At 68.3% G+C, this 567-nt stretch carries 1 protein-coding gene; it reads right to left on the minus strand.

Annotation, left to right across the window (positions count from 1 at the left end; translation table 11 throughout):
* Positions 1 to 12 precede the first annotated feature (12 nt).
* Positions 13 to 567 (minus strand): enoyl-CoA hydratase-related protein (locus AACY52_RS29620; RefSeq protein WP_339561270.1); only part of this gene is annotated, 555 nt, incomplete at its 5' end.

Here is a 567-nt window from a genome sequence, read left to right on the forward strand (position 1 = left end):
AGGGAATGCAACTCACGCCCCTTTGAACACCGGCTTGCGCTTTTGCAGGAAGGCGATGCCGCCTTCCATCGAATCCGCACTGCCGCGCACGGTGCGCTGATTCTCGGCTTCCTGCAGCATCGCGGCGGCATAATCGACTTCATAGGCATGGCGGATCTGCCGCCGCATCAGCCCCAAGGCGAGCGTCGGCCCCGCCGCCAGCCGCTCGGCCAAAGCGAACGCCTCGGCATCGAGCACATCGTCGGCGACGACCTTGTGGATCATCCCCCAGTCGAGCGCCTTGGCCGCCGCGATGCGCTCGCCCAGCAGCATCATTTCGGTCGCGCGCGCCCGGCCGATCAGGCGCGGCAGCATCCAGCTTGCGCCGCCATCGGGCACCAGCCCGATATTGACGAACGCCTGCAGGAAATAGGCCGTCTCGGAGCCCACACAGAAATCGGCGGCCAGCGCCAGGCTGCAGCCGATCCCCGCCGCGGGCCCGCGCACCGCGCTGACCACCGGAACGCCCAGATCGGCGATCGCGGCGATCGTCGGGTTATAGGCCTCGGTGAGGGCGGCGAAGGTGGC

It is taken from the genome of Pseudomonas sp. EA_65y_Pfl1_P113 (genome assembly GCF_963970525.1).
GTDB classification, from domain to species: Bacteria; Pseudomonadota; Gammaproteobacteria; order Pseudomonadales; family Pseudomonadaceae; genus Aquipseudomonas; species Aquipseudomonas tritici.